A 19,605-nucleotide genomic window follows, 5' to 3' on the forward strand; every position below is an offset into this window, starting at 1 on the left:
GGTGTTCCTTTACACGAGCCTGGGAGACGCGCGCTTATGGCGGCCGACAACCAATCGAACCGCGGCGGGCCGCGTCTGGGTTATACCGGCGACCCGGATGGGCCGGCCTATGACATGTGGCGTGAGGAGTTTTGCCGCCGTGTGATGTGCGGCGATGTCGCGCCACTCGCGACAGGACCCGTGCGATGCGACGTGACCGCGCTGCCGCTGCCCGGACTTATGATGTCGGGCGCCGCAGGTTCGCCGATGCAGTTTGTTGCGACCGGTGCCGATCGCGACAATGCGCTCGCCTTCGTGCTGGCCACGGCCGCGCCGATGCGCATCACGGTGGGCGGCCGGTCGGTCGACCTTGAACCGATGGGTGTCGGCCTTGCCGATGCGGCCCATCAGGGGGCCGACGTCTCCCAACTGACCGAAGGCCGATTTCAGTCGCTTTTCATCGATCGTCGGACGCTGCTCGCCTATTGTCCCGATGCCGAAGATCGCATCGCGCGCCCGCTCGGGCACAACCCCGCGCTCGCGGCGATGCTGCGCCAGTATTATGACCTCGCGGTTCAGCATGCGCCGGGTCTCGACGCGCTGGCGCGGAGTGCCGTTTCGCAGCATCTCCTCGACCTGGTGGTCCTGATGCTGGGAACTCGCGGCGATAAGACTGAACTCGCGAAAGACCGCGGCCTTGCGGCGGCTCGCCTGGAAGCGATCAAGGCCGACATTCTGGCGCGCCTCGGCGACGGCAGCCTCACGCTTGCCGAGCTCGCGCAGCGCCACCGCATGAGCCCGCGCACCATTCAGTTGCTGTTCGAGCGAAGCGGCGCCACCTTTTCGGAATTCGTTCTGGAGCAGCGGCTGCTGCGTGCAGCGCGGCTGCTGCGTGATCCGCGGCACGGTAGGGGCAAGATAAGCGACATCGCCTATCTCGCCGGCTTCAACGATGTCTCGTATTTCCACCGATCGTTTCGCCGGCGTTTTGGCATCACGCCTCTGGACGCGAAAATGCGTCGCTCAGAAAAAGAGTAGCGGGGCTGTTGTTGCGTCCTGCCCTGCATATGGCGATGCTCGTCATTCAGACGAGGCGCCATGACGAGCGCTCCGCGAGGCGCCAGCGGTGAAGAAGATCGGCAAGGTGGAGTAGGGAACTCCATTCACATTTTTTTGTCCGTTTGAACGTCGCTTGGCCGCATTCATTGGAGAGTTTTGGAGTGGTGCGAGTCCGGGATTGTCAGGCCTGGAACCCGCACGCCAACTCCACTCGAATGAAAGGACCGGACATGAAACGAGCGGATCTGGCCGCGCCACGCATTGTGCTCAGACCTGTGGTGCTCAGTCTTGCCCTCGCGATCGGAAGCGTTGGCGCCCTGCAATCAACAGCGTCCGCCCAGGAGTATCGGGGAACCTGGGAGCAGCAGATGGCCTGCACGCCTGACGTATGGCGGTTGTGCAGCGATCAGGTTCCGGATGTCAGCCGGATCGTGGCGTGCTTGCGGACCAACACGCCGCAGCTCTCCAACAATTGCCGCGCGGTGTTCGAATCGCAGGCGAATGCGCAACAGCCATCGGCCGGCCGGGTGCAGCAACAGCAGGTCGCGCCGCGCGGCCGTGCGGCGGCACAACCGGTACAGCCGCAGCCACTGCAGCCGCGACCCTATCAGCGACCCTATCAAGAGGATGACGAATAGGCCGTAGCTTCCTGTGGCGGCTTGACTTCGCAGACATCGACCCATTCGGCGGAGGTCAGTTCCGCCATCCGCGCCGGTGTGATGCGCACCGCGCTGTGGGTTGAGCCCGCGGCGGGAACGACGATATCGAACGCCTTCAGCGACACATCGCAATACACCGGCAGCGGCGTCTTCAACCCGAACGGACAGACGCCGCCGACTTCATGGCCGGTAATCTCGGCGACCTCGTCGAGCCCGAGCATTTTGGGCTTGCCGCCGAACTGCGCCTTCACCTTCCTGTTGTCCATCCGCGAGGTGCCGGCCGCCACGATCAAGACCACGCGCTCGCCGATCCGCAACGACAGCGTCTTGGCGATCCGCGCCGGCTCGACGCCGTAAGCCTCGGCCGCGAGCGCGACCGTTGCCGAACTCATGGTGGATTCAATCACCGGGATTTCAGGCGCCTTCTCGGCGAAGAAGGCGCGAACGGATTCAAGACTCATGGGGTCAGGACTTTCGGGCAGCGACAAGGTCGGGCAATTCGGCGAGCGCGTGGATGCGGTAGTCGGGCTCGAGCCCGAGTTCATCCATCTGGGTGCGGATCGCCTTGAACATCGTGAGCGGCGGGACGAGATCGGTCTTCGCGCAGGCCTGCGCCATCGCCTCCGGCGTCACCCGTTCGATCCAGGCGACATTGAGCCCGAACGCCTTGGCGCCGCAGGCGTCCCACGGGTTCGCGGAGATGAACAGGACCTCGTGCGGCGGGATGTGAAGCGTGCTTTCGATCAAGGCGTAGGCATCCGGGCTCGGTTTGAATATTTTGTTGGCGTCGACGCTGATGGTGGCATCGAGCACGCGGTCGAGGCCAGAGTTCTTCACCAGCGCGCCCAGCATGTCAGGGCTGCCGTTGGAGAGAATGGCGAGCTTCTTGTCCCGCATTGCCGCCAGCGAGGCAAGCGCATCGGGATAGAGATCGAGATGCAGATACTTGTCCATGATCTCAGCGAAATCAGCCTCGTCGTAGTTCAGGCCGAGGCAGCGCAGCGTGTAGACCAGCGACTGCCGCGTCACATCGGAAAAATCCTCGTAGCGCCGCATCAGCGAGCGCAGCCAGGTATATTCCAGCTGCTTGATCCGCCACACCTGCGTGATGATGTCGCCGTAGCCGGGAAACGCTTGTTCGGTGACTGATGCCACCGACTGGATATCGTAGAGCGTGCCATAGGCATCGAACACGACGGCTTTGATGGTCACGGCATCACCTGTTGGCAGGAAACTGACTTCCGGATTGTATAGATGGCAGTGTCGAAATTATCCACCCTGCGGGCAACTCGCATTTTACCGGAGCCATGCGCTCATGGCAGGTCGAAGGCCATAATGGTGCGCGTCTTGCCGAGGTACCCGACTTCCTCAATCGGCCGCCAGGCACGCGAAGCGTAATAGCTTGGCAGCGTACCCGATGTGTAAAGATAGATGCGCCGAAAGCCGAGCTTTGCGGCATGGTCGATGACAGCGTGGATGAGTGCACTTCCAGCCCCGCTTCCGCGCTCTGAGTCGACAACAAACAACGGTGCTAGCCAGGGCGAAAGCTCGGGGCGGATCGTCATTTCGCTGGTCAGCAGATTGACCGATCCGACGAGCGCGTCGCCGTGCCGGGCTACCAGAACTGTTGGAAGCTCGGCCGTGTGGACGGTCTTGCGAAGAAATTGCTCATAGTCGGGAAGAGAGTCGAAGCCGGTCAACGGGCCCCATAACTCGAACTGGAGTTTGGCGATCGACGCTGCAAAATTCGATTCGTCGGTGAGGCGTTCGATGTTGAGCGTGGTTATTTTCATTGTGCATGACGGTCTCAGGAATGAGCCGAGTCGTCAAACCGGAAATGCATCGCATTCTCTTGGTTACGGTCCGGAAACATTGTGTGAGATGACGGAAAAGATGTTCTCGTGTCATCGATGATCGGGGGCGGAGGATCCTCTTGAGCGATGCGATGACAAGCGTGCCACCGGGCGCCTGCGCGTGGTAAAGGAGAAAAAGCTGTCTGCGGTTTGAACAGGACCGCTCGGATGACTTACTCTCTCCTGCCAATCGTTGCGTCGAGGAATTCGCGGAGCGCGACGACCGATTGGTCTGTTGCCGACTGGTTGAATTCGAGATGGTGCCCCGAAAGCTTGGGCGGTGTCGCGGGATTGGGTGCGTCGAAGCCGTGATGGGCGTCGGGATAGACGATGAGTTTGATCGGCGCGCCCAGATCCTTCTGTCTTGATATCCCCCAGGCGTCGCGGCCGTCCACCATGTTGCGACACTCTTCGGCCGGTGTCACGGTATCGCGCTCGCCGATCAGGATCAGGGTCGGCACCGTCATGCGGCCCTTGAAACTGCGACACGGCGGATAGAACGCGATGGCGGCATGAAACTTGTTGGGCGATGCCTGTTCCAGGAAGCCGTGTTCGACGGAGGCAAGCGCCACCCGGCCGCCGCTCGCAAAACCCAGCACCGCAATGCGCGCAGGATCGACTGATGGGTGGCGCGCCAAAAACGCCAGGGCCCGATAGGCATCCAGGATCAGATTCTGCGGGGGATTTTCGCCGCAACTCTTCAGACCGCGCGGGCCCAGGCTGTCCACCGTGAGCGTCACATGGCCCCAGGAGGCGATCCGCTTGCCCCAGCGCTGGTCCAGCCGTGCCCAATCTCCGCGGCAAGAATGCAGCAGGACGACGGCGGGCGAGGGGCCTGCGCCAACGGGCTGCCGCAGGTAACCCTGCAGCGGGTGCGAACTGGCGAGCGGGCTCTCGATTTCGACCGCGATCGGCGGCGCTTCAGCCGCAAGGCATGGATCGATGCCTGGAGCGATGCTTGCCGTCGAGATCGCGGCGAACAGGACAACGATTTTGGCGAGTTGGGTCACTGGCCACCATCTCATCAACCATCCGCCAACGACCGGACGCCTCCTTTATATACCCAAAATCTTCCGCGCGTTGGCCTTCAAAACCTTGGGCCGGATCTCGTCACGGATTTCGAGTTTTGCAAAGTCCGCCAGCCAGCGATCCGGCGTGATGACAGGCCAGTCCGAGCCGAACAGCATCTTGTCCTGCAGGATCGAGTTGATGTAGCGCACCAGGATCGGCGGGAAATATTTCGGCGACCAGCCGGACAGGTCGATATAGACGTTCGGCTTGTGGGTCGCGACCGACAGCGCCTCTTCCTGCCAGGGGAACGACGGATGGGCGAGGATGATCTTCAGGTCGGGAAAATCCGCCGCGACGTCGTCCATGTACATCGGGTTGGAATATTTTAAGCGCATGCCCATGCCGCCGGGCATGCCGCTGCCGACACCGGTCTGGCCGGTGTGGAACAGCGCGATCGCGCCGCCCTCGTTGATCGCCTCGTAAAGCGGATAGGCCATGCGGTCGTTGGCGTAGAAGCCCTGCATGGTCGGGTGGAATTTGAAGCCGCGGACGCCGTATTCCTCGATCAGCTTCTTCGCCTCACGCACACCGAGCTTGCCCTTGTGGGGATCGATGCTGACGAAGGGGATCAGGACGTCGAGATGGTCGGAGGCGACTTCCAGCATCTCGTAATTGTTGTAGCGGCGAAAGCCGGTCTCGCGTTCGGCGTCGACCGGGAAGATCACGGCCGCGATCTTCTTCGACCGGTAATACGCCGCGGTTTCCGGCACGGTCGGCGGATGCTTGTGCGGCGACTTGAAATAGTCGGCCATCTGCGCCTGGAAATCGTCATAGCCGTCGTCGCCATGCATGCCGCAGGGCTCTTCGGCATGGGTGTGGATGTCGATCGCCACGACGTCGTCGATATTGGGCAGCGTGAGCTTGGCCATTTTGGGGTTCCCGGTGGCTTGATTTTTCGGTCCGGAAAATTGATTATACTATATAACAAATTCCGCAAGGCGGCAGATCAAAGATCGCGGAAAAACAGGGAGGATGGCATGGCGCCGGGGCAAGCCTTCGAGACCGATTTCTGGAAAGACGCCAATCTGCGCAAAGCCTGGGACGACATCGTACCGGGCGAGCCGCGCGCGACCATCCCCTACACGCTGACCAAAGAGGCGATCGAGCTGTACTGCAGATCGGTCGGCGAGGATCACCCGATCTATTTCGACGAGGCCTATGCCAAGACCACCCGCTATGGCGGGCTGATCGCGCCGCCCTCGATCCATATCCTGTTGATGTTCTCCTGCACGCCGGCGGATGACTGGATGCGCTCGCCCGGCACCGTCAACGCCGGGCAATCCTGGAGCTACAACATTCCGGCGCGGCCGAACGACGTCATCCGCCTCGAGGCCCGCGCACTCGACAAATTCATCAAGCGCGAGCGGCTGTTCGTGGTGCACGACAACGTCTTCTTCAACCAGCGTGGCGACGTGATCTGTTCCGGCCGCGGCTGGACCATCCGGCCCGAATGAGCGGAGAGGGATCATGACCAGCTTTGAAAACCTGAATGCCGGCGACAGCATCGACGGGCCGAAATTCGCGGTGTCGCGCGAATCGATCCGGCTGTTTTGCGACGCCTCGCTCGACTACAACCCGCTGCATCTCGACGACGACTACATGAAGGGCAATTTCGGCAAGACCAATTTCGGCGGCATCATCATGCACGGCATGAACAATTTCGGGCTGATTTCCCGAATGATCACCGACTGGGCCTTGCCGGCCGGCGCCATCCATCGCCGGCTGGAAACGCGCTGGGTCAAGCCGGTGAAACCCGGCGACACCATCCAGCCGGCCGGAATCATCAAGTCGAAGCAGGTGACGAAAAACTCGCGCTGGGTGCTGATCGACGTCATGGTGCGCAACCAGAACGACGAGAAAGTCGCGACCGGGGAGGCGATGGTCGAGTTTCCGAACTAGGTGAGATTAGGCATGAGCCCATAAATCTGCCGAACGGGCGGCGCCCGCAATGCGTTGGAAGCGGACAATCGCGCTGGCGTTCAGCATGTCTGCCTTATGTGCCATTAGCAGACGTGTCCGATGCGGCCGGGCGACGTGGGATGCAGATGCTTGTGTCCGGGAGACGCTAAGCAGACTATCAACATTATGTGGACTGTGCGCGATTCTGGTTGGAAGCAGCATCGGAAGCTTCGTGGGGCAGGGACGAAGATGAATCCGCTCAACCGTTTCCCGCAAGTCGATAGGTGGCTACACAAGAAAATCGTGCGTCAGATGGCGCTCGGTGCCTTTTGCGTGATCAACGGCGTTTTGCTCCGCGCGTGAAAGGCAAACCAGGTCTGCTTCCTGGATCGGGGCCAGTCCGTCACGTCCGACAGTGTGCAGGCCATGTTCTGTCGAATCCGGTCCGTGGCCCACATGTAGCTCAAAGACATCTGAAGCTTTGGAGGCTCCCATCTCCTTCTTGAAATGGAACGAATCTCCAAACGCCGGCGCAGCTGCCGTTTCTAGCTGACCGGCGTCATCGGCAGGTTGGTCCTTGCCTCCAGCGTTCAGGCTCGATCCAGAATGCAGGTTGTTAGCAGCGTTTTCGGGCACCGCGTGCAAGTCCCGCTGCGATTGGCCGCGATTGGCCTCGTTCTCCGGTGTCGCGTCATGCTTGGCATGCTGCTGGGCAGCTGCGGAGCCGTCTTCATCAGCGTGCAAATCGCGCTGCGATTGCCCATGATTGGAATCGTGTCCCGGTGGATCGTTCTTGGCATCCTGCCTGGCAGCTGCGGAGCCGTCTCCATCAGCGTGCAAATCACGTTGCGATTGCCCATGATTGGAATCGTGTCCCGGTGGATCGTTCCTGGCATCCTGCTGGGCAGCTGCGGAGCCGTCTCCCTCAGCGTGCAAATCGCGTTGCGATTGCCCACGATTGGAATCGTCTCCCGGTGGATCGTTCCTGGCATCCTGCTGGGCAGCTGCGGAGCCGTCTTCAGACGCGTGTAAATCGCGCTGCGATTGCCCATGATTGGAATCGTGTCCCGGTGGATCGTTCTTGGCATCCTGCTGGGCAGCTGCGGAGCCGTCTCCATCAGCGTGTAAATCGCGCTGCGATTGCCCATGATTGGAATCGTGTCCCGGTGGATCGTTCTTGGCATCCTGCTGGGCAGCTGCGGAGCCGTCTCCATCAGCGTGAAAATCACGTTGCGATTGCCCACGATTGGAATCGTCTCCCGCGCTCGCCTGTATTGTGCCATGCTCGGCATCCGGCGACGCGTCGGTTGCGGTGGTCTCTCCCAAACCGCCATGATCGATTAGAGCGTTGATGGACCCTGATCCTCCGTGAGGATAGTTATCGCTTCCTCCGTGAGGATAGTTGCCGTTGCCGTTGCCGTTGCCGTTGGCGCTATCCTGCCCCGCGTCTGCATCAAAAATCTGAAGTTCATAGTCCCCTCGGGCGACGGTATCACCTCGGGTAGTCCCGAGGGCAAATGGCCGATCGTCTATTCCGGGATCTAGCAAGGCCGAGTAGTCGGAACCATCGAAGTTCGCATCGGCGCTGCCAGGGATATTGACGGTTACCAATTCCTTGGTGGCGCTTGCGGTAGCTGATGGGAAGACGTCGGGTAAGCTATCACGAAGATCCAATGCTCGGGCGGCGCTGTAGATAGTATCGATCACGTAAATCCAGACTGCGGCCGCCACCATCATGAAAGTGCCATAGCTGGCCGAGCTCGGCCTTGCAAAGTTGAATGCCGCCCACCCGAACGTACTGCCGGTAATGTCGCCACCGAAATCGACGAGTTTACCAGTCGATATCGACGTGCCCGTTGCGCCATTGGCGGCGCCGCGGGCTTTGATCACGGCTCTAGGCGTGGTGCCAGAAGCACCGGCCGATTCTTTGGGGCCGTTGATGATGATAGTTACCACCTCGGCGGTGCCGTCTGCGGCCATTACCGTGAAAGTGTCGGTCACCGTATGGCCGGCGTTGACTGCGCTCGCGCTCGCGGCCTGGTCGTCGTCTATCGCTGCGAAAATCAGAGCTGCAAGCGCACCGATCCCGCCGTACCGCTGCGACAGGGCGAGCGCTGCGAGTGCCGTCCGGTTGTTGATGCCAAGTTTCTGGAAAATGTGATTGAGGTGCACCTTGATGGTACCTGGGGAGACGTTCAGTTGGCGCGCAACCGCTTTGTTCGACAAGCCTTGGGCGACCAGAAGGGTGATCTTGCGCTCCTGGTCTGTCAGCACCGCCAGCACATTTTCACTAACCGACGCATTTTCGTCCGTGCCGGCCGGCGGCCGATGCGGCGGTGGTGCCACTAGCCTCAGGGATTGCATCAAGGTTTCGGGCCTCTCGCGCATCGAAATCGCACTGCAAGCACCGGCCGCGATTGCGGCGGCGAGATCGCCACGTGCGACGGAAGCGGTAAAGAAGACCAGCCGGGTGGGAAGATTTTCGGCATTGACGATGGCGAGCATTTCAGATGCCGTCACGTCCGAAAATCCGTCTTCTACAAGCACGACATCGGGTGTTAGATTGCGAACGGCTTTGAGGCAGCTGGCACCGTCGAGGCAGGACGCAACCACCTCGAAGTCGGTCTGCGCCGCAAACAGGGACGCAAAACCCTGCAGAACAATCGGACGTCGATCGGCTACCACCAGTCGGATGCGACGCATGAGCGCCCCCCTCGCCGGCATCTAGCTTTATCCCCGCCCAAGCAACCCGTCAAAGGTATCCATGCACGGGCGTGCACTTTTAGAGGCAGCGCAGTAACGCACAATACCGCTCATTGTTCCGGGGGCGTAACTGCGCGGCCAACCGCTCGCCATTGACAGGCCACTGAAGGAATGGCGTCCGCAGCGGCTAAATCCCACATGGGATGAAAGGCAATATCGCTCAACGCGGAATCCACGTCCGCCAAGGGGCATGTTCGGAAGCCAGCGCTCGCTTTGACGAAGTCCGCTCCGCCTCTGTGAACGGAAATCATCAGCTCGGTGGCCTTGGTCCGAAAGGTGCAGTGGGATCAGGCCGTGAACCCGCAAATGAGGTCGCCACCTCGATCCACAGTCCACCTATTGCTATTTGCCAAGTCGCGAAAACGGGAGATGCAGAATGGCACATCATCAAAGGGCCGTTGCCGCAGCGGTGGCGATCAACACTGCCATCTTTGTGGTGGAGGGTGTTGCTGGCTATCAGGCATCGAGCCTGAGCCTCCTGATGGACGGCGTGCACAACCTGTCGGACGAGTTGGCTCTGGTCTGCCTTTATGCAGCGTTCCTCGTCACCAGAGGTCCTTCGCAACGGCTGTTGAGAGCCGGCAATCTCTTTAACTCGGTCGGGCTGATAGCGGTCAGCGGACTGCTGTTGTGGCAGGCCGGGGAGCGCCTGTTCAATCCAGTGCCGGTTCAGGGCGTCGTTCCGATTGTCGTGGGCCTCGCGGCTGCTGCCGCCAATTGGAGCGTGGCCCGGTTACTGCTGGAGCCCAGCCAGAACAACGCTGCCATCCGGCTCGCCTATATCCACAATCTTGGCGACGTATGGGTATCCCTTGCCCCGGTGGCCGCAGGCTTGCTGCTGCTGATGACCGGTTATCCCGTCTTCGATCCGATCATCGCGGGAGCCGTTGCATCGTGGATCATTTTCACGACGAGTCGGGAGGTTCTCGAATCGCACGATGAACTGATGTGGCCGGAGAAAATCGTCTGCTGCCATACCGACCATGATCAACCGGTCGTGACGCCACATTCAAACTGAGAAACGACGAGGATCTCGACCGCTTTCCGCACGAATGATCTCCGGGCGAGCGAATGGAAGTTCTTCAGGGCGGTTGCTGCACCCAAGCGCCGCGAGCGCATCGGAAAGGTCTGTCCGGGTGATCTGCTCGAGCGGCTTGTCGATCGTGACGGCCTCGGCCGGCCGTCTCGGATGCATGATGAGCACGATGGTTCGGGCGCCGCCGCAAATCGAATCGCCGCAATCGGCTTCGCTGATGGTGACCAGCGTTTCATCATCGGCGTCGATGGCCGCCCTAGCATGGGCTTTCAACTCACGCACTGCGTTCCATAGGTGAATCGGCTTCTTCGGGAAGAAAACAACGTTCATGTCCTGCGCCGGGCTCCGAGGGGATAGTGTTATGTTATAACATTGCGCCTTGGAGTCAACCCGCCGACGGTACGCGCTGCGCGTGGTTGGCTTTCCGAAACTATTCCACACTTGGCTGCGTTGGGGTGGCATCGCTGGGCAGCCCCGCGCTTCGCAAGGAATATTGCCAATGGCCACATGTCACGAAAAGCACCACGCCAATCACACCCATAAGCACGGCCCGGGTTGCGGGCACACGGCGGTTCGTCATGACGGCCATCTGGATTATCTTCACGACGGCCATCTCCACCATATGCACGAAGATCACGTGGACGAGCATGTCATCGCGGTCGACTCGACAAATCCCGAGCAATGCACGCCCCAAGTCCACTGCGCACATGCGCACGGTCCAAACTGCGGACATGAAGCGGTGCCGCATGGTGATCATGTCGACTATCTCGTCGACGGCCGGCTGCACCATCCGCATGGAGATCATTGCGATGATCACGGGCCCGTGCAGCTGGCCTGAGGGGCGGTGAAGCCCGGCGACACCATTCAGCCGACCGGAATCATCAAGGCGAAGCAGGTGACCAGGAACTCGCGCTGGGTGCTGATCGACGTCATGGTGCGCAACCAGAACGACGAGAAGGTCGCGACCGGCGAGGCGCCGCCGGATCATTTTCTCCTCGCTCACGTCTTCCCTTTGCCGAAGGGGCAGGAGCAGGCACCGCGACCGGGTTGTGGATTGGAATCTGTGCTGGCGCGGAATTGTTGCGGACGTGACGGCATACACAAAAAGAAAGGCCGCCCGCGTTGGCGCAAGCGGCCCAAGTCTAGGGAGGAAACGCCCAAGGAGGGCAGCGATAGCGCGAGGGCGCTACCGCACCCACTAGCTAAGATGATCGCGATCGGCGGCTCAATTGGACGTAGGTAGACGTCGGGTATCTCAACGGGTAGCAGAACGATACGAAGGTTTATGGCGCTCGCCCTTAAAGCCGATCACTTCCGCAAGGGGTCATTTTCGGAAGCCAGACTCGCGTTGACGAAGTCCGCTCCGCCCCCTGTGAACGGAAATCATCAGGCCGGTGGCCTTGGTCCGAAAGGTGCCAGGAGGTGACATCGCAGGCTAGGCTGGGCATTAAAGAGGGAGCACCAACTGAAGACGGGCTTTGGGCAGCATGAAGCTTCTGACGACAATCCTTACAGCGAGCACATATCAATGTCGGCGTTCTCCGCGACGGCTCAAACGATAACTTTCGAGCTTAACGGCACGCGCTTATACCTACCGAAGGCATGGACGATCAATGTGGTCGGCGGGCGCCCGTCCAGCAGGCGGGTCTCCCAGACTGAGCGGCGTCGGGGCTTAAGGAGACCGTTGAATGTCCGATTTGGGTCAAAAGGCGACATCAGCCGACGACCGCGCTAGGGTCCGCTTTGCCCCCGACAATGGACATCGACCACTGCCGGATCGATGTCCGTTAGGTGATGAGGAGACTTTCGAAGCCCGGCATTTTCAGTCGATCACCCGTGTCGCCCGTGCCAACATGATTGGCGGGATTTGAAGACCGAGCGCCCGCGCCGTTTTGAGATTAAATACTAGATCAAACGTCGTTGGCTCCTGAACCGGAATATTCTCAGGCTTTTCACCTTCGAGAATTTTCTTCACGAGCGGGGCCGCGTCCCGCGCGACCGTTGTCCAATTTGCTCCATAGGACATCAGAAGCCCGGCTTCAGGATAAGCATCAGCCTGACTGATCACTGGCAGCTTTTCTGCAATGGCTAATTCTGTAATTCGCCGTAATACGAAGACATGCCACACACTGGCACCGAGTATCGCCGCGCCAAACTGGCTCGCCTTTGAAAATGCTTCTTCAAGACCCTCTGGACTGCCGCATTCGAACGACTCAAATGACAGTCCGAGCTGGTTTGCTGCTTTTCGCGTATCCTCTAGCTCTGGTTGGGTGGCAAATTGAAATGCGGGGCTCGGGTCTCGGATCATTGCCACGCTCGACAACGCGGGAATGGTATCCCTGAGCAGTTCCACGCGCTTCGCGGCAAGATAGGCGGTGACGTGCGCGATCCCTGTGACATTTCCCCCGGGACGATTGAGGCTCGACACAAGGCCTGATCCCACCGGATTTGGGTTGTACACAAAAACAATGGGAATGGTGCTTGTTGCCCTTCGAAGCGCCAGGGCTGGCGGGATGGTTACCCCGATCAAAACGTCGCACTTCAACTCAACCAGTTGCTTTGCCAACAAATCAATGTTTTCGGAATTTTTGTCGAAGAACCGGTCCTCGAAAATTATGCTACCCTCGCCAAATCCAATAGCTTTGAAACCGTCTCGCAGCGGCCTATAGTACGGATGGGTCTCGGCACTTGCCCCCTGCCAGAGTACGCCAATCCTAGGAATTTTTTTCGGCTGCTGCGCCCGCGCGGTCATGGGTAACATCGCCGCACCACCGATTAGGCCCATAAACTCACGCCGCTTCATTCGACCCTCGCACGGTAACGCCTATAGCGAGCATATGACCACACAAGACCGCTATCAAACTAGAGGTGAAAAATGACCGCTTTGGGTCAAAACGCGGCATTGGCCGGTGCTCGGACGTAGTCTGCTTTGCCTTTAGGAACGGACATCAGGCGACCATTGCGGCATGTCCGTTTCGTGCCAATAACGGACTTGTCCCAACTGCCAACAAGAGGGCGGCAACGCTTCACACACGTGCGAGAGCTAAGAGTCATACCGGGAATGGGACTTCGCCTCTAACGTGGGCCGGGAGTATACGGCTTGGACATTGCCGGAACACCATGGCCTCATGGCTCGCCAAGCACGTCGGCGGCCCAAGCCCGGTCGAACTTGGCGTTAGCCTCCCGCTGGACATTGCGCACGCTCGCCACGTCCGCCGCATCGTATTCGCAGACCATACGCAGCCGGTCGGCGGACCAGTAGCTGCGGATCCAACGGACGTTGTAGAGGTCGAGGCAGGGCCCCATTCGAGCCTCGACCGCACTCAATTCCTCCTGGGTGAACGGCGTTTCGAAATTCCGCTCAACAATAACGCGGGGCATGGGGTTTCTCCTGTTGTTCGAATTCAACCTGCCGGCTTGGCGTGGGAACCGCCGTTGGAATCGCCCGGACGGGCTTGCGATGCGAGTAACGCCGCCCGCGCCCTGACGCTGAGGTCATCCCGGCCTGACGCCGCCTCGTTGTCCTGTGCCGAAGCCGTTTCGCCGGCCGGAGCGAGCAATGCCCGCGCAATTGCGATCTCGCTATGCCTCCGCATGACCAAGGCAACCGTCAAGGCTTCGCTGGCGCACAGGCGCGCCTGGCTGGTGCGCCCCGCCTGGCGGTAGAGCTGCGCCGCGCTATTGAGCGCGTAAGCCAGGTAAGATTTATCATCCACCGCACGGAGCCGCGTCAGCGCGCTGGCCAGCGCATCGTCGGCAGAAGCCTCCTCTGTGGCCAGTCCGGCCAGCGCCCGCAACATCTTGACGAATGGCGTTTCATCGTCGCCCAGCCGCGCCGCAACCGTTTCCAGCTCCGCGCAATGGGCGTGCATGTCGGCATATCGGCCCCGCTCCCGCTCGAGCATCGCGAGCCAGGTCAGGCATTTGTATTCGCGCCAGCGATCCTTGTCCCGGCGCGCCAGATCAAGTGCACGCCCCAGCGAAGAGACAGCGTGATCCTCATTGCCGTCCCACCGCTCCAGGAGACCGCGAGCCCAGTACAGTTCACACAGCTCAAGACGGATGTGCCCGGCGATCGCGCTGGCCTCGGCGATCAGCGCGCGCGAACGCCCGATCTCAGTCTCCAGTTCGAGCAGGCAACGGGCGGTGTTCGCGAGCTGACGCGCTCGCGTCGTATCGTCGGCGGCGCGGCCGGCTTCGGCGGCGCGCAGCGTACTTGTCTCCGCCTGCTGAACGTCGCCGGCTTCCTGATGCAGCACGGAAAGCAGGTAGTGGCCGGTCGCGGCCGCGGTTTGAAGGCCGAGCGCTTCGGCGTCGCTTGTCGCCTCGGCAATCGTGTCCGCCAGCGGCGGGAGCGGCCGAAGGCCAGGACCGGTCGCGCCAAGTACACGTATCCGAAGCATGGCGATGCGGAGTTCCAGCCTGGCTGGACCCTGCGCAAGCCGCTCGGCATGACGGAGACCCCGTTCGGCGAAGCTGACCGCTTCCGCATTGGCGAACAGCCGCAGCGCGCGTTCACCTGCAAGTCTGCACGCGTGCGCTGCCATATCGTCATCCTCGGCAAGTGCGGCATGATGAGCAATGTCCGCTGCGAAGGCGCCGTCGCGCCCGGTGCCGGCATCCAGGGCGCGCGCAATTCGCCGGTGCAGCAGCTTTCGCCGCGGCTGCGAGAGCGCACGATAAGCCGTCTGGCGGACGAGATCGTGCGTGAAGTCGTAAGCATCGCCGCCGACCGGCCGGATCAGCCCGCGCCGCTCCAATTCGCCAAGGGCCGTGAGAAGCTCGGTATCATCAAGACGCGCAGATCGCGCAAGGTCGTCGGGCGTGAAGGCGCGGCCATGGGCTGCCGCCCAGACCAGCGTCTCGCGTATTCCTTCCGCAAGCGGCGCGAGTTGGCCGGCGATCAGGGCTTCGACGGTCCGACCGGGACCCGCGTCCCCACGGCGGTGCGCACGGGCGAGCTCCAGACTGAACAGCGGGTTGCCGCCGCTTTCGGCAAAGATCCTGGCCGCGTCGAGTGACGGGTCGACCTGCCGGACGAGCTGCGCCGTTTCCGCTTCGCTCATGGCCGCAAGCTCGATCTCTCTCAGCCGCCCGTCGCGGGCCAGCGAACGCAATACGCGCGACGCGGCGCTATTGTCTTCGATCTCTCCCGCTCGCGCCGCACACACGATCAGCAGGCCGGAGGTGGTATCGATATGGCGCGCGACGTAGTGAAGGAGCGAGGACGAGCCCTCGTCGGCCCATTGCAGATCGTCGAGGATGACGGCCGCAGGTCGCATCGACACAACCTGCCGCAGCAGGCTGAGGACCGCGTCGAGCAGCCGGGTTCGATCTCCGGCTTCCGCCACCGTGCCCATTTCGGGAAGCAGCAAGCCCAGATCAGCCGGCAGCCCGTCGCGCGGGCTTTCGCGCAGGATCTCACGGATAACATCGATCCATACGCCATAGGGTCGCGCAGCTTCGGCTTCAAAGGCGCGCGCTGCAAAGGCGCGCCCCCCGGCAGAGGTGAGGCGCTCGCCAATATGGGCAAGAACGCGGCTCTTGCCGATACCCGGCTCGCCGGTCACCAGCACCACATCCGGCCTGTCAGTCCGCATCGCCACGATCTGATCGATCAGCGCCCGCTCTGCTTCGCGGCCGACAAAGGCGGAGGAGGGCGGAGGCCCTGGCATTGGAGGGATACCCGAAGCGCGCGCGGGCCGTTTCGCGGTGACGCTGGCTGATGCAATGGGGCGCAGAGTTTGCCGGGCTTCTTCCAGTTCGGCCGAAGGACGCACGCCGAGCTCGGCTTCGAGAACCCGGCTTGCATGTTCGTAATGACCAAGCGCCTCCTTGTTTCTGCCCTCGCGGACCAGCAGCCGGATAACCGCCGCGTGACCTCGCTCGGACAGCGGGTCGGCCGCCGTAAGGGCGCGCGCATAGGCCAGCGCGTCCGCAGGATGGCCTTGAAGCCGTTCGACGAGACTGCTGAGCACCGCGAGGTGCAGACGGCTCACGGCTTCGCGCTCTGCCATGCACCATTCCTGGTAGCGATAGCAGAGCGGCAAATCGAGGCCGTCGAGAAATTCGCCGGCACCGAACAGAGCGGCTGCCTCTTTCAATGCGGCGATGGGCGCGGCAGAGACATCATTACCCAGCAGCGATCGCACCCGCTGGATATCAATGACGGCATTGCCGGGTTCGATGCCGACCCGTTCGCGGTCCGCCGTCAGCCGTATTCCCTTCTCGTCATCGAGTACTGCCCGAATCTTGCTCAGGCTCCAGCGCAGTTCGGCGCGCGGATCGTCGGGTCCATCCCAGAGCAGATCGCAAAGACGTTCGCGGCGATGCGGCTGTCCGGTGGCGATGAGATAGCCGAGTAGCGCGCGCGTCTTGCGCGAGGCCGGTAACGCCCCGGAACGCCCATCGCAGCCAACGAGCTGCAGCTCGCCGAGCAGGCGTATTCCGGGCGGGCTTGGGTCTTTCATGCTCCTCAAACCTCGATCGCCGTCTTGCGCAGCTCCCATGCCGGCTCCCACGCGGGCTCCCACGGACAGCGGCCATCCTAGCGTTCACCACGAAACTGCGAAATCGGCCATATCGACGCTCGAAGACATTGGTGGGACCGGAATGAAGCCCGGTGAGCATGTCACGCCCTCGACACCGAAACCTAAGGAGACTTCGCCATGACAACGACAACCGCTGTAAAATCGTTTGATCCCGCCAAGTATAAGGAAACCACCCGCGAGCAATGGCAGTCCGCCGCCCAAGCCTGGAACGACTGGGGTCCGCTGCTGCGTGCCTGGCTCGGGCCGGCAACCGAGACCATGCTCGACATGGCCGCGATCGAACCTGGCCACCGGGTACTCGACGTGGCAGCCGGCGCGGGCGACCAGACGTTGCAGGCCGCGACGCGCGTCGGACCCGCCGGCCGGGTGCTTGCCACCGACATTTCCCCGAATATCCTGGCCTTCGCCGAAGCGAACGCACGCAATGCCGGGCTTGGCAATGTCGAAACCAAGGTGCTGGACGGCGAGGAGCTGGACGTGCCGGAAGGCGCGTTCGACGCGGTCATCTCGCGCGTTGGCCTGATCTACTTTCCGGATCAGCAAAAGGCCTTGGCCGGCATGAAACGTTCGCTGAAGCCTGGCGGCCGCGTCGCCGCCATCGTCTACAGCACAGCCGAAAACAACAAATTCTTCTCGATTCCCGTTTCGATTATCCGCCGTCGCGCCAATCTGCCTCCGCCTGTTCCGGGACAACCCGGCCCCTTCAGCCTCGGCGGCCCCGGCGTGCTGGAGGAATGTTTCCGCAAGGCCGGCTTCCGCGATGTTCACAGCAGGACCATCGCGGCGCCCGTTCGCACGAAGACCGCCGCCGAATGCGTTCGCTTTGAGAAGGAATCGTTCGGCGCGCTGCATCAGATGCTCGCCGGCCTCGACGAAGCCGGCCGCGAAGCGGCGTGGCGCGAAATCGAGCAGGAACTTGGCGCCTTCGAGGGGAAGGCTGGTTTCGACGGCCCCTGCGAGATGGTTGTCGCCGTCGCCGTCAAATAGGCAGTGAAAAGGAGATCGACATGCCTGCAAGAATCGCTGTCATCCGGAAGCCGCCGGCATCAACAATTTCGGGCTGATCTCGTGGATCCGGCCGGCGCCATCCACCGCCGGCTGGAAACGCGCTGGGTCAAGCCGGTGAAGCCCGGCGACATCATCCAGCCGACCGGGATCATCAAATCGAAGCAGGTCACGAAAACCTCGCGCTGGGTAATGATCGACGTCATGGTGCGCAACCAGAACGACGAGAAGGTCGCGACCGGCGAGACGATGGTCGAGTTTCCGAACTAGGGCAGGGTGAGATTGTGGCGTGAGCGGCTTGCGAGGTCCGCTATGCTCTGGAAGCAGACAATCGCGCTGGCGTTCAACATGTCTGCTTTGTCACAGAGGACATGGGATCACATCGACAAATGAAAGAGGCCGCCAACTGAGGCGGCCTCTTGCTGGGTGGACCGACTGTCTCAAGGCAATCAGACACCATTGTGGTTGGGGCCGCAGTCGCCATTGCCGGCGGCGGGCAAGGTGGTCACCCGAGCCGCTTTAGCGACCATATCGCCCGCGTAACGGGCTGCGAAATTCACAATATCTACCAAGATTAAACCGCCCGATACCAACATGAGTTCATCCTGGGGAAGTTCACGAATTTCGGAGGTGTTCTCTGCGTTGCGCATTTCAGTCTCCCTGCTTGAAAAGGAGCGGACCATCCGCTCCATCCCAGAGACTTTGGCGCATCACTCTTTCCTGCCGCTGTGATCCTAGTCACTTATCGCTGGCTTCCCCGTAGTTCTACCTAGACGTTAGTGCATCATTAACTAAACGCTCTCGGAATGTTCCTCGCCCGAAAAGGGACCACTCCTAAAATTGTAATAGGACCACTAACCATTTAGCGGGATGGAAAGGGGCCAGTACCACCCCGCCCTTAGGAACGGATCGTTACCTTGGACCAATTCAGGAACATGGCCATCGTTGGCCGCAAGTCCGTTTTGGGTCATTCGATACAGGGGTGAACCAGCCGCAGGTCTGGCCATGTCTGCTATACCGCCGAAAGCGGAAATAAAGTTAGAGCATTAACGGCGCTATATGGCCCGTGACGACGGACCATTTTGTCTCGCGCCCCGGCGGCATCATTAATGCACGGCATGAACAATTTCGGGCCGATCTCGCGGATGCTGACCGACTGGGCCTACCGGTGAAGCCCGGCGACACCATCCAGCCGACGGGCATCGTCAAGTCGAAGCAGGTGACCAAGAACTCACGCTGGTGCTGATCGACGCATGGTGCGTAGCTAGGCCGGCGAAAAGGTCGCGACCGGCGAGGCGATGGTCGAGTTTTCGAATTAGCGCGGAATGAGATCAGGCCGTGAACACATAAATCTGCCGGGCATGCGAGGCCGCTATGCAAGGCGACATGTGAGGACCAAAGCCAACGCCGCCGTCCAAGTGGACAGCGGCGCTAACAGAGAACAGAAGTCCTGAGAATCGGAATTGGAGCGCTATTTCTTCTTCATTCCAGAGTCGCGCTGATTTTTCTCGTAAAGTGCGCGGTCGGCGGCGCTAACTGGGGCCCCCATGAACGGTCCTGGGCTGGTCGTGCTTGTGGCGGCGGCCGCGGGGGCAGAGGCTTTCGGCTTCGCTTTCTTGGCCAAAGCGGGCGATGCAGAGACAGCGATGATAGCAAGGCCAACAAGGATGGCTTTTGTCATGTTCAGCTCCCTAGACTAAGACACGCAGCAATTCCAACACATAGCCCGG

21 protein-coding genes are annotated in these 19,605 nt (G+C 61.2%); 8 read left to right on the forward strand and 13 right to left on the reverse strand.

Translation table 11 applies throughout. The features are described from left to right. The first annotated feature begins 36 nt into the window (after positions 1 to 36). Together ACSQ84_RS17490 and ACSQ84_RS17495 are read left to right on the forward strand one after the other, a co-directional pair. Positions 37 to 1,017 carry an AraC family transcriptional regulator gene (locus ACSQ84_RS17490; RefSeq protein ID WP_436212916.1) on the forward strand — a complete coding sequence of 327 codons (981 nt, stop codon included), beginning with the start codon at positions 37 to 39 and terminating at the stop codon, positions 1,015 to 1,017. Positions 1,018 to 1,268: 251 nt separating this feature from the next. Continuing rightward, entirely contained in the window at positions 1,269 to 1,676 is a 408-nt protein-coding gene (locus ACSQ84_RS17495) for a hypothetical protein (RefSeq protein WP_436212917.1), read from the forward strand. Here the strand turns inward: ACSQ84_RS17495 and ACSQ84_RS17500 are convergent. The 5 genes from ACSQ84_RS17500 to ACSQ84_RS17520 all read right to left on the reverse strand — a co-directional run bounded on the left by ACSQ84_RS17500 (position 1,658) and on the right by ACSQ84_RS17520 (position 5,490). Beyond that, positions 1,658 to 2,158, reverse strand: coding sequence for a YbaK/EbsC family protein (locus tag ACSQ84_RS17500; RefSeq protein WP_436212918.1), 501 nt, complete (start codon positions 2,156 to 2,158; stop codon positions 1,658 to 1,660). The genes ACSQ84_RS17495 and ACSQ84_RS17500 overlap by 19 nt on opposite strands. Positions 2,159 to 2,162: 4 nt before the next feature. Next, positions 2,163 to 2,909 carry a haloacid dehalogenase type II gene (locus tag ACSQ84_RS17505; RefSeq protein WP_436212919.1) on the reverse strand — a complete coding sequence of 249 codons (747 nt, stop codon included), beginning with the start codon at positions 2,907 to 2,909 and terminating at the stop codon, positions 2,163 to 2,165. Positions 2,910 to 3,010: 101 nt separating this feature from the next. Next, positions 3,011 to 3,490 (reverse strand): GNAT family N-acetyltransferase, encoded by a 480-nt coding sequence (locus ACSQ84_RS17510; RefSeq protein WP_436212920.1) that lies wholly within the window; start codon positions 3,488 to 3,490, stop codon positions 3,011 to 3,013. Positions 3,491 to 3,723: 233 nt separating this feature from the next. Next, a complete protein-coding gene (locus tag ACSQ84_RS17515) occupies positions 3,724 to 4,575 on the reverse strand; it encodes a dienelactone hydrolase family protein (protein WP_436212921.1) in 852 nt (283 codons plus the stop codon). 30 nt (positions 4,576 to 4,605) lie between these two features. Continuing rightward, positions 4,606 to 5,490 carry an amidohydrolase family protein gene (locus tag ACSQ84_RS17520; protein WP_436212922.1) on the reverse strand — a complete coding sequence of 295 codons (885 nt, stop codon included), beginning with the start codon at positions 5,488 to 5,490 and terminating at the stop codon, positions 4,606 to 4,608. A gap of 108 nt (positions 5,491 to 5,598) precedes the next feature. Here ACSQ84_RS17520 and ACSQ84_RS17525 point away from each other — a divergent pair, with 108 nt between their 5' ends. Together ACSQ84_RS17525 and ACSQ84_RS17530 are read left to right on the forward strand one after the other, a co-directional pair. Continuing rightward, the gene (locus ACSQ84_RS17525; protein WP_436212923.1) at positions 5,599 to 6,075 is read left to right on the forward strand and encodes a MaoC family dehydratase; all 477 of its coding nucleotides are present in this window, start codon (positions 5,599 to 5,601) and stop codon (positions 6,073 to 6,075) included. A 10-nt stretch (positions 6,076 to 6,085) separates the two neighbouring features. Continuing rightward, positions 6,086 to 6,520, forward strand: coding sequence for a MaoC family dehydratase (locus ACSQ84_RS17530; RefSeq protein ID WP_436213109.1), 435 nt, complete (start codon positions 6,086 to 6,088; stop codon positions 6,518 to 6,520). 288 nt (positions 6,521 to 6,808) lie between these two features. Here ACSQ84_RS17530 and ACSQ84_RS17535 read toward each other — a convergent pair whose 3' ends face one another. After that, positions 6,809 to 9,223, reverse strand: coding sequence for a LuxR C-terminal-related transcriptional regulator (locus ACSQ84_RS17535; RefSeq protein WP_436212924.1), 2,415 nt, complete (start codon positions 9,221 to 9,223; stop codon positions 6,809 to 6,811). A gap of 436 nt (positions 9,224 to 9,659) precedes the next feature. Between ACSQ84_RS17535 and ACSQ84_RS17540 the strand changes: the two genes are divergently transcribed. After that, positions 9,660 to 10,301 carry a cation diffusion facilitator family transporter gene (locus ACSQ84_RS17540; RefSeq protein ID WP_436212925.1) on the forward strand — a complete coding sequence of 214 codons (642 nt, stop codon included), beginning with the start codon at positions 9,660 to 9,662 and terminating at the stop codon, positions 10,299 to 10,301. Here ACSQ84_RS17540 and ACSQ84_RS17545 read toward each other — a convergent pair. From ACSQ84_RS17545 to ACSQ84_RS17565, 5 genes are all read right to left on the reverse strand, one after another. Beyond that, positions 10,293 to 10,649 (reverse strand): hypothetical protein, encoded by a 357-nt coding sequence (locus ACSQ84_RS17545; RefSeq protein ID WP_436212926.1) that lies wholly within the window; start codon positions 10,647 to 10,649, stop codon positions 10,293 to 10,295. The genes ACSQ84_RS17540 and ACSQ84_RS17545 overlap by 9 nt on opposite strands. Before the next feature lie 100 nt (positions 10,650 to 10,749). Then, positions 10,750 to 11,322 carry a hypothetical protein gene (locus ACSQ84_RS17550; RefSeq protein WP_436212927.1) on the reverse strand — a complete coding sequence of 191 codons (573 nt, stop codon included), beginning with the start codon at positions 11,320 to 11,322 and terminating at the stop codon, positions 10,750 to 10,752. An 819-nt stretch (positions 11,323 to 12,141) separates the two neighbouring features. Then, a complete protein-coding gene (locus ACSQ84_RS17555; protein ID WP_436212928.1) occupies positions 12,142 to 13,122 on the reverse strand; it encodes an ABC transporter substrate-binding protein in 981 nt (326 codons plus the stop codon). Between the two features lie 323 nt (positions 13,123 to 13,445). Next, positions 13,446 to 13,700 (reverse strand): nickel-binding protein, encoded by a 255-nt coding sequence (locus ACSQ84_RS17560; RefSeq protein WP_436212929.1) that lies wholly within the window; start codon positions 13,698 to 13,700, stop codon positions 13,446 to 13,448. 23 nt (positions 13,701 to 13,723) lie between these two features. Beyond that, complete coding sequence (locus ACSQ84_RS17565; RefSeq protein ID WP_436212930.1) at positions 13,724 to 16,789, reverse strand: ATP-binding protein; 3,066 nt, start codon at positions 16,787 to 16,789, stop codon at positions 13,724 to 13,726. A gap of 198 nt (positions 16,790 to 16,987) precedes the next feature. On the opposite strand from ACSQ84_RS17565, the gene ACSQ84_RS17570 reads away from it, so the two are divergent. Together ACSQ84_RS17570 and ACSQ84_RS17575 are read left to right on the forward strand one after the other, a co-directional pair. Continuing rightward, positions 16,988 to 17,857: a class I SAM-dependent methyltransferase gene (locus ACSQ84_RS17570; protein WP_436212931.1), complete on the forward strand. Its 870-nt coding sequence runs from the start codon at positions 16,988 to 16,990 to the stop codon at positions 17,855 to 17,857. Between the two features lie 81 nt (positions 17,858 to 17,938). Next, entirely contained in the window at positions 17,939 to 18,145 is a 207-nt protein-coding gene (locus tag ACSQ84_RS17575) for a MaoC family dehydratase (RefSeq protein ID WP_436212932.1), read from the forward strand. A gap of 179 nt (positions 18,146 to 18,324) precedes the next feature. Here ACSQ84_RS17575 and ACSQ84_RS17580 read toward each other — a convergent pair whose 3' ends face one another. After that, positions 18,325 to 18,525, reverse strand: coding sequence for a hypothetical protein (locus ACSQ84_RS17580; RefSeq protein ID WP_436212933.1), 201 nt, complete (start codon positions 18,523 to 18,525; stop codon positions 18,325 to 18,327). Between the two features lie 416 nt (positions 18,526 to 18,941). Between ACSQ84_RS17580 and ACSQ84_RS17585 the strand changes: the two genes are divergently transcribed. Then, positions 18,942 to 19,121 carry a hypothetical protein gene (locus tag ACSQ84_RS17585; protein ID WP_436212934.1) on the forward strand — a complete coding sequence of 60 codons (180 nt, stop codon included), beginning with the start codon at positions 18,942 to 18,944 and terminating at the stop codon, positions 19,119 to 19,121. A 225-nt stretch (positions 19,122 to 19,346) separates the two neighbouring features. On the opposite strand, the gene ACSQ84_RS17590 is transcribed toward ACSQ84_RS17585, so the two are convergent. Continuing rightward, positions 19,347 to 19,556: a hypothetical protein gene (locus ACSQ84_RS17590; RefSeq protein WP_436212935.1), complete on the reverse strand. Its 210-nt coding sequence runs from the start codon at positions 19,554 to 19,556 to the stop codon at positions 19,347 to 19,349. Positions 19,557 to 19,605 lie beyond the last annotated feature (49 nt).

This window comes from Bradyrhizobium sp. LjRoot220, assembly GCF_964252915.1.
Taxonomy (GTDB): Bacteria; Pseudomonadota; Alphaproteobacteria; order Rhizobiales; family Xanthobacteraceae; genus Bradyrhizobium.

Bases quoted from the DNA above. Each gene is read 5' to 3' on its own strand.
- ACSQ84_RS17490 (WP_436212916.1), top strand. From the start codon at position 37: ATGGCGGCCGACAACCAATCGAACCGCGGCGGGCCGCGTCTGGGTTAT.
- ACSQ84_RS17495 (WP_436212917.1), top strand. From the start codon at position 1,269: ATGAAACGAGCGGATCTGGCCGCGCCACGCATTGTGCTCAGACCTGTG.
- ACSQ84_RS17500 (WP_436212918.1), bottom strand. From the start codon at position 2,158: ATGAGTCTTGAATCCGTTCGCGCCTTCTTCGCCGAGAAGGCGCCTGAA.
- ACSQ84_RS17510 (WP_436212920.1), bottom strand. From the start codon at position 3,490: ATGAAAATAACCACGCTCAACATCGAACGCCTCACCGACGAATCGAAT.
- ACSQ84_RS17515 (WP_436212921.1), bottom strand. From the start codon at position 4,575: ATGAGATGGTGGCCAGTGACCCAACTCGCCAAAATCGTTGTCCTGTTC.
- ACSQ84_RS17520 (WP_436212922.1), bottom strand. From the start codon at position 5,490: ATGGCCAAGCTCACGCTGCCCAATATCGACGACGTCGTGGCGATCGAC.
- ACSQ84_RS17525 (WP_436212923.1), top strand. From the start codon at position 5,599: ATGGCGCCGGGGCAAGCCTTCGAGACCGATTTCTGGAAAGACGCCAAT.
- ACSQ84_RS17535 (WP_436212924.1), bottom strand. From the start codon at position 9,223: ATGCGTCGCATCCGACTGGTGGTAGCCGATCGACGTCCGATTGTTCTG.
- ACSQ84_RS17540 (WP_436212925.1), top strand. From the start codon at position 9,660: ATGGCACATCATCAAAGGGCCGTTGCCGCAGCGGTGGCGATCAACACT.
- ACSQ84_RS17545 (WP_436212926.1), bottom strand. From the start codon at position 10,649: ATGAACGTTGTTTTCTTCCCGAAGAAGCCGATTCACCTATGGAACGCA.
- ACSQ84_RS17555 (WP_436212928.1), bottom strand. From the start codon at position 13,122: ATGAAGCGGCGTGAGTTTATGGGCCTAATCGGTGGTGCGGCGATGTTA.
- ACSQ84_RS17560 (WP_436212929.1), bottom strand. From the start codon at position 13,700: ATGCCCCGCGTTATTGTTGAGCGGAATTTCGAAACGCCGTTCACCCAG.
- ACSQ84_RS17565 (WP_436212930.1), bottom strand. From the start codon at position 16,789: ATGAAAGACCCAAGCCCGCCCGGAATACGCCTGCTCGGCGAGCTGCAG.
- ACSQ84_RS17570 (WP_436212931.1), top strand. From the start codon at position 16,988: ATGACAACGACAACCGCTGTAAAATCGTTTGATCCCGCCAAGTATAAG.
- ACSQ84_RS17580 (WP_436212933.1), bottom strand. From the start codon at position 18,525: ATGCGCAACGCAGAGAACACCTCCGAAATTCGTGAACTTCCCCAGGAT.
- ACSQ84_RS17590 (WP_436212935.1), bottom strand. From the start codon at position 19,556: ATGACAAAAGCCATCCTTGTTGGCCTTGCTATCATCGCTGTCTCTGCA.